Consider the following 9,901-nt stretch of genomic DNA (forward strand, 5'->3'; position numbering starts at 1 on the left):
AAAACTCCGGCCGCTCAGTATCAGTACCGCGGGGTTCGGGTACGCGACGGTGCGAAGCTGATCCTGCCCGCCTCGAAAACCAGCGACGGCGGATACGTCGCCAACGACAGCGGAAACACCTATACCGTGACGGCGCATTCGTTGACCGTCAGCCAGGGCAAGGAGGTGAGCCGCGAGGAGTCGATGATGGACTTCCACGAGCTGGGAGCACCGGCCGCGCCTGCGCCGAGTTCAGCGCCCAAGGCCACCCCACCTGCTGCGGCGACACCGGCGCCGGCAGCAACGTCGGCGCCCTCGACACCGTTACCGCCGCCGCTTCGCGCCGAGGTCGGTGGCCGCGGGCACTGACGCGGGGTGTGGATCAATAGCTGGGCAGGGTGAAGGACCGTCCGACGGCCAGTGACTGCCTGATGACCAAATTGCGCACGGCCGGGAGGCGCAGCAATCGAAGGCCGATGTTTCGCACCCGGCCGACCCAGCCGGATGAGAATTTGTCCATCTTCAAATTGTCGACGGCGAGCTTCTGGCAGCGCGCGACATAAGGTGCAAGCAGCTGTTGGTATCTGGTAAAAGCTGTCGTGTAATCGCCGCCAGCCGTGAGCATTTCGTTCGCCAGCACGTAAGCGCCGACTACCGCGAGGCTGGTGCCCATCCCGGAGCGAGGCGAGGCGCACCATGCCGCATCACCGATCAGACACACCCGCCCGCGCGCGTAGGAATCCAGGTGGACTTGGGCGATCGAGTCGAAGTACACCGGGTCGGCCTCCGCCAGCGCCTGGACGAAGTTGGGCACCTCCCAACCGATTCCGGCGAACCGCTCGGCGAACAGCTTTTTGTTGCGTTCGGTGTCTCGGTGGTCGAAATGGAGATTCGAGTCGGTGAGATAGAAGCTGGCCCGTGCCGGCTTGGCCGGGTCGGTGGCTTGCAGCACCGCGGTCCGACCGGGCAGGGTGCAGGCCATGCCGCGGTGGTCAAGCCGCTGGCGGTTCTCGATGTCGAAGAATCCGAAGACCTGCCCCAACTGCGTGACGTACTGCTCCTCGGGACCGAACACGAGATGACGCACGGCGGAGTGCAGTCCATCGGCGCCGAACACCAGGTCGTAGCTGCCCGTCGAGCCGTCACTGAAGGACGCTTCGATCTGGTGCCCGGGGTCGGCGAGCGCGGTGACTCGTACGCCGAAGCGGAAGTCGACGTCGTCACGAACAGCTTCATGCACGATTCGGGCCAGGTCACCCCAAAAGATCTCCAGTTCGCCGCTGAAGACTTCAGGGGGCAGTCGGCCGACTTCCTTGCCCCGGCCGTCGACGAGGATCAGCGGTCCCATGTTGGTGGCACTGGTTCGTACCTGCTCCAGCAGTCCCATCTGCTCGAGCACCTCGAGCGACGGCCCGCGGAAGTCGACGGCCTGCCCGCCGGTGCGGAGTTCACGAGCCTGTTCGGTGATCGTCACAGCATGACCGTGCCTGGTGAGCCAGTAGGCCAGGCAAGGCCCGGCGATGCCACCGCCGTTGATCAGGAAGTCGGCCGGCATCATTGAACGCCTTTCAGCCACGGCTGCATGCGCCGCAGCGCCTCTTCGATATCTGACTGCGGCCCGGCGAAGGACAGCCGGACGAACTCGTGACCGCGCACCGTGTCGAAGTCGATGCCGGGAGCGATGGCAACCCCGGTGTCAGCCAGAAGCTTTGAACAAAATGTCATCGAGTCCGAGGTGAAGTCGGAGACGTCGGCGTAGACGTAGAAGGCGCCGTTGGTGGGTGCCAGCCGGTCAATACCGATTGCGCGCAGACCGTCGAGCAACAGCGCCCGGTTGATCGCATACTGGTGCAGATGACCGTCGGCTTCCGCCACTGCCTCCGCGGTGAACGCCGCCACCGCGGCGTACTGCGACAGCACGGGTGGGCAGATGGTGAAGTTGCCGGTCAGACAGTCCACCGCACGGCGCAGCTCGGGTGGCACCAACAGCCAGCCCAACCGCCAACCCGTCATCGCGAAGTACTTCGAGAAGCTGTTGACCACCAATGCGTTTCGGGAAGTCTGCCAGGCACAGCTCGTCGGCGGCGCGCCGTCGTAAACCAAGCCGTGGTAAACCTCGTCGCTGATCAGTCGCGCGCCGGAGGCCTCACACCACGATGCGATCGCCGCCAGCTCGTCGGGCGGGATGACCGTTCCGGTCGGATTCGCCGGGCTGGCTACCACCACGCCCTGCACCGGCGGGTTGAGCGCCGCCAACATCTCTGCGGTGGGCTGAAACCGGTTCTCTGCACCGCATTCCAGCTCGACCACCTCGCAGCCGAGCGCCGACAGGATATTGCGATAGCACGGGTATCCCGGACTGCCCAGCGCAACCCGGTCGCCGACGTCGAAGCTGGCCAAAAACGCCAGTAAGAACCCGCCTGACGACCCTGTCGTCACCACCACGTCGTCGAGGTCGACCGACACGCCGTAACGGTCTGAATAGGACTGCGCGATCGCGGCACGCAGCTCGGGGATGCCCAGCGCCACGGTGTAGCCGAGTTGGTTGAGGTGCAGCGCTGCCGCCGCTGCGGCCCGCACCGGTTCGGGGGCCCCGGCACTGGGTTGTCCTGCCGACAGGTTCACCAAATCGCCGTGACTGCGCTGGCGTTCAGCAGCGGCCAGCCAGACGTCCATCACGTGAAACGGCGGAATCCCGGAGCGCAGCGCGACCGAAGAGTTCATGGTGCCCAGGCTAGAGCAGGTTGCTCGGGCGTCCGGCGGCCAGCGTGGTCTCCGAAGTGAACACCTCCGGCTCCAGCCTGCGTAGGTGCTCGCTCGGCGGACCGAGCAATTGCGCGCTGCCATGTGCGCGTTTGAAGTACAGCTGCATGTCGTGTTCCCACGTGATCGCGATTCCGCCATGCAGCTGAATGCCCTCGGCGGCAACGGCGCTGAACGCTTCGCTCGCGGCCACCCGGGCCAGCGCGGCTGACGTCGCCGAAGGCTTGCATACGGCGTCGCCGACGACCGCGCGGGCGGCCTGTATCAAGACATAGAGATCGGCCATCCGATGCTTGAGAGCCTGGAAGCTGCCGATCGGCCGGGCGAACTGCACCCGCTCTTTGGTGTAGTCAACGGTCAGCTCGAAGCAGCGGCTCGCCGCGCCGATCTGTTCGACGGCCAGCAGAATCGCCGCCGCGTCGGCGATGCCGGGGTCAGCGCCCAGCGGTACGCTGCTTTGCGGCGTGACGCGGGCCAATCTGCGGGTGGGGTCCATGGGCACGACGGGCTCAGCGGTGAAGGCGGTCCAGCGGGTGAGTTTGTCACCGTTGGCTGCCACCACGATGTCGGCGATGTCACCGTTGACGACGTAGTAGGGGTCGAAGACCACCGCACCGATTGCTTCCCCGGCGGCGAGCTGCTCCAGCGCATCGGTGTCCGCGTCGTCGGCGGCCAGCAGCGTCAGTTCAGCGAGCGTCGTGCCCAGCAACGGTGTCGGTACCAGTGCTTTGCCCAGCTCCTCGATGACGACGGCGGCGTCACCGAGCACACCGCCGGCACCGCCCTGTTCCTCGGGCACTACCAATGCGGCCGCCCCGACCTGCTCGCACAGCAGCCGCCATAGCGACTCGTCGTAGCCCCGCGGCGATTCGATGGCCAAACGCACCGCTGCGGGTGACGCATGCTTGGCCACCAGCGCAGCCACGGTCGCGCGCAGCATTTCCCTCTCCTCGCTGAGGGTCATACCAAAGCCTCCAACACCCGGCGCCGATGCGTGGCCGGGTCACCCCAGGCCGGCCGCAAGGCCTGTACCCGCAGTAGCCACAGCGATAGATCGTGCTCGGCGGTGAACCCGATGGCGCCGTGGGTCTGCAGAGCTGAGCGAGCAGCAAGCAGCGCGGCATCGGCAGCCGCAGCCTTGGCCGCACTGACGTCACGTGCCGTGTCGGGGGAGGTGTCGGCCAACGATAACGCGGCGCCGTAGACCAACGGACGAGCCAGCTCGACCGCGATGTGGACGTCAGCCAGCTTGTGCTTGATGGCTTGATAGGAACCGATCACCCGGCCGAACTGTGCACGCTGCTTCGCATAGTCCACTGCAGCATCGAGAAGGGCTTGCGCGGCGCCGATCAGCTGGGCAGCAGTGCCCAGAACCCCGAACTCGTAGGCCCGACCCACGTCGGCGTCCCACCCTATCCCGGCCGCTGTGACGTCGAACAGACGACGGCTGGGATCGACCGACTCGCGTTGCCGGCGTGCGTCGGCTCTACTGACCCGCCCACTCGAATCGGCCAACAGCACCAGCCCGGCACTATCGGCGTCCACAGCCCGGGGAACCTGCGGCGGCAGCCCCACGGTAGCGATGAGTTCACCGCGCGCCAGCGACGCCGCGCGCTCGTCATCGGCCAGCAAAACCGGTGCCACGGCGACACTCTCGACGACGGGACCCGGGACACACCACCGGCCGAGGCGCTCCAGGGCGACCACCAAGTCCACCGGGTGTGCTTCCAGCCCATCGAACCGTTCGGCCACCGCCAGCGCGGTGACACCCAGATCGGCCAGCCGCGCCCACACCTTGCGCCCGGGTGCGGTGTCACCGGTCGACCAGGCCCGAACTGCGGTCGGCACATCGGCCGCCGCGAGCGCGGAGTCGATGCTGGCTGCGAAATCCCGCTGCTGAGCGTCAAGAGTGAATTTCATTTGGCCTTATCCCGTGGCAGACCCAGCAGCCGTTCGGCGATGATGTTGCGTTGAATCTCGTTGGTGCCGGCGTAAATCGGACCACCGAGGGCGAACAGCAAGCCGTCGCTCCACGAGTCGGCCAGCTCAGCGTCGGCGCCGCGAATCTCCAGCGCACTCTGGTGCATGGCCACATCGAGTTCAGACCAGAACACCTTGGTCACCGACGACTCTGCGCCCAGCTCGCCGCCCTCGGACACCCGGGTGACGGTGCTGAAAGTGTGCAGACGATACGCCTGGGCTTTGATCCAGGCGTCGGCAACCTGGTCAGCACAAGCACTGTCAGCGTTGTCTTTCCACAGGCTCGCCAGGCGTTCCGCGGTTGCGAGGAATCGGGCCGGGCTGCGCAGAGACATCCCGCGTTCGTTACTCGACGTGCTCATCGCAGCTCGCCAGCCGTCGTGCACTCCGCCGATCACGTCGTGATCCGGCACAAAAACGTCGTCGAGAAAGATCTCGCCGAAACCGGTGTCGCCGCCGAGTTGCGCGATGGGTCGCACGGTGACCCCGTCGGCTTCGAGGTCGAACATGAAGTAGGTTAGCCCACGGTGCCGGTCGGCCTGCGGGTCCGAGCGGAACAACCCGAATGCTTTGTCGCCGAACGGTGCTCGCGAACTCCAAATTTTCTGACCGTTGAGCCGCCAGCCGCCGGCGGTGTGGGTTGCCGTACTTCGTAGTGACGCCAGGTCACTGCCGGAGTCCGGTTCCGACCACGCCTGAGCCCAGATCTCCGCACCGCTGGCCATCTTGGGCAGGACACGGTCCAACTGCTCGTCGGTGCCGTGTGCGAACAACGTCGGCGCCAACATCGACGTGCCGTTGGCGCTGGCGCGTCCCGGAGCGCCGGCCCGGAAGTATTCTTCTTCGAACACAATCCACTGCAGCAGCGTGGCGTCTCGGCCGCCGTACCTCTGGGGCCAGGTAATCACCGAGAGGCCGGCATCGAACAGCACCCTATCCCATCGCCGGTGCTGCTCGAAGCCTTCGGCGGTGTCGTACGACTTGGCGGGGAAGTATCCTTTATTGGCGGCCAAGAACTGGCGTACTTCGAGTTGGAATTCCCGTGTTTCGTCGTCGAAATCCAGATCCATCAAGCCAACCCTCGCAGTTGAGTTTTGACTACCTTGCCGCCGGTGTTGCGGGGCAGCGCGTCGACGAATATCACCGAACGGGGAATCTTGAAGTTGGCCAGATGCCGACGGCCGTAGTCGATCACCGCTTGCTCGTTCAAGTTTGATCCGTGCCGGGTCACCATGTAGGCGCGGCCCACCTCGCCCAGCCGTGCATCGGGCACCCCGATCACTGCGACGTCGAGCACCCCATTCAGGCGGGTCAGCACCTGCTCGACCTCCGCGGGGTACACGTTGAACCCGCCGCAGATGTACATATCCTTCAGCCGGTCGGTGATCTGCAAGTTGCCCGCAGTGTCAAGCTTTCCGATGTCGCCGGTGTGCAACCAGCCGTCGGCGTCGACGGCATCGGCGGTGGCTTGTGGATCGTCGAGATAGCCCAGCATCACATTGGGTCCGCGCAACAGCACTTCCCCTTGTGCACCGATGCGCAGTTCGAAATCGGCGATCGGCCGCCCACACGTGGTGGCGACCGTGACCGCGTCGTCGTCGGTACGGCACATGGTGCCGAACCCGTTGGATTCGGTCAGGCCGTAGGCGGTCAGCACGACGTCGATGTCGAGTTCGGTCTGCATCCGCTCGATCAGCACGACCGGCACCGTTGCGGCGCCGGTGACCGCGAACCGCAGCGACGTCAGATTGTGCTCGCGACGAGCCGGGTGGTCGAGCAGTGTCTGATAGATGGTCGGCGGTCCCGGAAGAACGGTGATCTGATGCTCGGCAACCGCGCGCATGGCCTCCGCGGGGTCGAAGGTGAGTTGGGGGAACAGCGTGGCGCCGGTCTGCAGACAGGCCAAGATGCCGGCCTTATAACCGAAGTTGTGAAAGAACGGGTTGATGCACAGGTAACGGTCATCGCTGGTGATCTTCCCGCAGGCGGCCCAGGCCGCCGAACCCGCCAGCGACTGCCGGTGTGCGCACCGCACGCCTTTGCTGCGCCCGGTGGTGCCGGAGGTGAACAAGATGTCGGAGACGTCGTCGGGCCGGACTGCCGCGGCGCGCTCGTCGGCGGCCGCGCCATCCGAGCCGGCTGCGACGAAGTCGTTCCAGGTCCCGTCGTCGTTACATGCGTTGTTTCCTATGGGCACACGCACGATGTGGCGCAGATCGGGCAGGGCGCGGCGGTCGAGGTCGGCGACCTTGTCCGCGCCCAGAAATCGACCCATCGCGATCAGCAGCGGGGCGCCGGTGCGGGCCAAGATGTCGGTGGCCTCGGACGCGGTGTAGCGGGTGTTCAGCGGAACCATCGTGGCACCCGCGTACTGGCTGGCCAGGCAGGCGACCGCCCAGTGCCACGTGTTCGGCGACCAGATGGCGACTCGGTCGCCGGGGCCGACGCCGAGCCCGATCATCGCGGCTGCGGCGCGGCGAACCTCGCGGTACAACTCGGCGAAGGTCAGCGTGCGATCCGCGCTGACCAGCGCGTTGTGGTCGGGCAGTTCGTGGGCGATGCGAGCCAACACCGCAGGAGTGGTCGGCGGATCGCTCGACATCGATGCTGCTCCTCCCGCGGCCTCGCGGCGGGATTGTCGCCTCGGGGCTAACAAAGCAAGTGCTTGGTAGGTTAGCCTACAGGGGTGCAGGACGTCGAGGAGTTCCGGGCCGAGGTCCGCGACTGGCTGGCCGCACACCTGGCCGGAGAGTTCGCTGCGCTGAAAGGTCTCGGCGGGCCGGGCCGCGAACACGAGGCGTTCGAAGAGCGACTGGCGTGGAATCAGCATCTCGCGAAAGCCGGACTGACGTGTCTGGGCTGGCCGGTCGAGCACGGCGGCCGCGGACTGTCCGTTGCGCACCGGGTGGCCTTCTACGAGGAGTACGCCCGCGCCGACGCGCCCGACAAGGTCAACCACTTCGGTGAGGAATTGCTCGGCCCGACGCTGATCGCATACGGCACACCGGAACAACAGCAACGGTTCTTGCCCAAGATTCTCGACGTCACCGAGCTGTGGTGCCAGGGTTACTCAGAGCCGGGCGCCGGCAGCGATCTGGCCAACGTATCCACCACTGCGGTGCTCGACGGCGACCAATGGCTGATCAACGGGCAGAAGGTGTGGACATCGCTGGCGCATCTGTCGCAGTGGTGTTTCGTGCTGGCGCGGACGGAGAAGGGGTCCGCACGCCACGCCGGGCTGTCCTATCTGCTGGTCCCGCTGGACCAGCCTGGTGTGCAAATCCGGCCGATCGTACAGCTCACCGGCACATCGGAATTCAACGAAATGTTCTTCGACGACGCCCGCACCGACGCCGATCTGGTGGTGGGCGCACCGGGTGACGGGTGGCGGGTCGCGATGCGAACGCTCACCTTCGAGCGCGGAGTCTCCACGCTCGGGCAGCAAATCAGGTATGCGCGTGAACTGGCCCGGCTGGTCGAACTGGCCGAACGCAACGGCGCAGCCGACGACCCGTTGATCCGGGAGCGTCTCACCCGGTCATGGGCAGGGCTGCGCAAAATGCGTTCCTACGCCTTGGCCACCATGGACGTCGAGCAATCGGGGCAGGACAACGTGTCGAAGTTGTTGTGGGCCAACTGGCATCGCGACTTGGGTGAACTGGCGATGGACGTGGTGGGTAAAACCGGTTTGGTTGCTGCCGGCGGCGACTTCGACGAATGGCAGCGGCTCTACCTGTTCACCCGCGCCGACACCATCTACGGCGGGTCCAACGAGGTTCAGCGCAACATCATCGCCGAGCGGGTGCTCGGCCTACCCAGGGAGGCCAGGTGACGCTAGCGGTCGCGCCGAAAGAAGTAGCCGGTCACGGGCTTTTGACCGGCAAGGTGGTGATCGTCACGGCCGCCGCGGGCACCGGCATCGGTTCGGCAACCGCGCGGCGCGCGCTGGTCGAGGGCGCTGACGTCGTCGTCTCCGACCATCACGAACGCCGGCTGGGCGAGACCCGCGACGAGCTGTCCGCGTTGGGACTGGGCCGGGTGGAAAGTGTGCTGTGCGATGTCACCTCGACTGCCCAAGTCGACGCGCTGATCTCGTCGGCGACGGCACGGCTGGGCCGCATCGACGTATTGGTCAACAACGCCGGCCTGGGCGGCCAGACACCGGTGGCCGACATGACCGACGACGAGTGGGACCGGGTGCTGAACGTGACATTGACATCGGTGTTTCGCGCCACCCGTGCGGCACTGCGCTATTTCCGCGAGGCCGAACACGGCGGAGTCATCGTGAACAACGCCAGCGTGCTGGGCTGGCGTGCGCAACACTCACAGTCACACTACGCAGCCGCCAAAGCCGGTGTGATGGCGTTGACACGTTGCAGTGCAATAGAAGCCGTCGAGTACGGGGTGCGGATCAATGCCGTCTCACCGAGCATCGCCCGGCATAAGTTCCTGGATAGGACCACCTCTGCCGAGCTGCTGGAGCGGTTGTCGTCCAGTGAGGCGTTCGGGCGGGCCGCCGAGCCGTGGGAGGTGGCGGCGACCATCGCGTTTCTCGCCAGCGATTACTCCAGTTACCTTACCGGCGAAGTGATCTCGGTCTCGAGTCAACACCCATGAACCGGCGTGCGGAACTTCTGGAGCTGGCCGCGACGATGATGGCCGAGCGCGGTCTGCGCGCGACGACGGTGCGTGACATCGCCGACGGGGCCGGCATCCTGTCTGGCAGCCTGTATCACCACTTCGCCTCCAAGGAGGAGATGGTCGACGAGGTGCTGCGCGGGTTCCTGGACTGGCTGTTCGCCCGCTACCGCGAAATCGTTGACACCGAGCCGAATCCGCTGGAGCGGCTGAAGGGGCTGTTCATGACGTCGTTCGACGCAATCGAGCACCGGCACGCCCAGGTCGTCATCTACCAGGACGAGGCCAAGCGGCTCTCGGCGCAGCCGCGGTTCTCCTACGTCGAGGACTTGAACAAGCAGCAACGCAAGATGTGGGTCGACGTGCTGCACCAGGGCATCGAAGAAGGTTACTTCCGGCCCGACATCGACGTCGACCTGGTCTACCGTTTCATCCGGGATACCACCTGGGTGTCGGTGCGTTGGTACCAACCAGGCGGTCCGCTGACCGCTCAGCAGGTCGGCGAGCAGTATCTCGCCATCGTCTTAGGCGGAATCACCGC

General features: G+C 65.8%; 9 protein-coding genes and 1 pseudogene. 4 read left to right on the forward strand and 6 right to left on the reverse strand.

Annotated features, from left to right (window positions below):
* Nucleotides 1-348, forward strand: a pseudogene (locus WA317_RS15845) (hypothetical protein); the annotation flags it as partial.
* 13 nt (nucleotides 349-361) lie between these two features.
* On the opposite strand, the gene WA317_RS15850 reads toward WA317_RS15845, so the two are convergent.
* From WA317_RS15850 to fadD3, 6 genes are read right to left on the reverse strand one after another with little or no spacing between them, the layout of a single operon-like run.
* Nucleotides 362-1,534 (reverse strand): FAD-dependent monooxygenase, encoded by a 1,173-nt coding sequence (locus WA317_RS15850; protein WP_425173933.1) that lies wholly within the window; start codon nucleotides 1,532-1,534, stop codon nucleotides 362-364.
* On the reverse strand, nucleotides 1,534-2,703 hold the full coding sequence (locus tag WA317_RS15855; RefSeq protein ID WP_425173934.1) for a pyridoxal phosphate-dependent aminotransferase: 1,170 nt from the start codon (nucleotides 2,701-2,703) through the stop codon (nucleotides 1,534-1,536). Before WA317_RS15855 ends, WA317_RS15850 begins: the two co-directional genes overlap by 1 nt.
* Nucleotides 2,704-2,713: 10 nt before the next feature.
* Entirely contained in the window at nucleotides 2,714-3,706 is a 993-nt protein-coding gene (gene ipdE2, locus WA317_RS15860) for an acyl-CoA dehydrogenase IpdE2 (RefSeq protein ID WP_425173935.1), read from the reverse strand.
* Complete coding sequence (locus WA317_RS15865; RefSeq protein ID WP_425173936.1) at nucleotides 3,703-4,662, reverse strand: acyl-CoA dehydrogenase family protein; 960 nt, start codon at nucleotides 4,660-4,662, stop codon at nucleotides 3,703-3,705. The genes ipdE2 and WA317_RS15865 overlap by 4 nt, the downstream gene beginning before the upstream one ends.
* A complete protein-coding gene (locus WA317_RS15870; protein ID WP_425173937.1) occupies nucleotides 4,659-5,792 on the reverse strand; it encodes an acyl-CoA dehydrogenase family protein in 1,134 nt (377 codons plus the stop codon). The genes WA317_RS15865 and WA317_RS15870 overlap by 4 nt, the downstream gene beginning before the upstream one ends.
* Complete coding sequence (gene fadD3 / locus WA317_RS15875) at nucleotides 5,792-7,324, reverse strand: 3-((3aS,4S,7aS)-7a-methyl-1,5-dioxo-octahydro-1H-inden-4-yl)propanoate--CoA ligase FadD3 (RefSeq protein ID WP_425173938.1); 1,533 nt, start codon at nucleotides 7,322-7,324, stop codon at nucleotides 5,792-5,794. Before fadD3 ends, WA317_RS15870 begins: the two co-directional genes overlap by 1 nt.
* 84 nt (nucleotides 7,325-7,408) lie before the next feature.
* Here fadD3 and ipdE1 point away from each other — a divergent pair, with 84 nt between their 5' ends.
* From ipdE1 to kstR2, 3 genes are all read left to right on the forward strand, one after another.
* Nucleotides 7,409-8,554, forward strand: coding sequence for an acyl-CoA dehydrogenase IpdE1 (gene ipdE1, locus WA317_RS15880; RefSeq protein WP_425173939.1), 1,146 nt, complete (start codon nucleotides 7,409-7,411; stop codon nucleotides 8,552-8,554).
* On the forward strand, nucleotides 8,551-9,339 hold the full coding sequence (gene ipdF, locus WA317_RS15885) for a (5R,7aS)-5-hydroxy-7a-methyl-1-oxo-2,3,5,6,7,7a-hexahydro-1H-indene-carboxyl-CoA reductase (protein ID WP_425173940.1): 789 nt from the start codon (nucleotides 8,551-8,553) through the stop codon (nucleotides 9,337-9,339). Before ipdE1 ends, ipdF begins: the two co-directional genes overlap by 4 nt.
* On the forward strand, nucleotides 9,336-9,901 hold a 566-nt coding region (gene kstR2 / locus WA317_RS15890), incomplete at its 3' end, for a TetR family transcriptional regulator KstR2 (RefSeq protein WP_425173941.1). The genes ipdF and kstR2, both read left to right, overlap by 4 nt.

The organism is Mycobacterium sp. (genome assembly GCF_049802695.1).
GTDB lineage: Bacteria > Actinomycetota > Actinomycetes > Mycobacteriales > Mycobacteriaceae > Mycobacterium.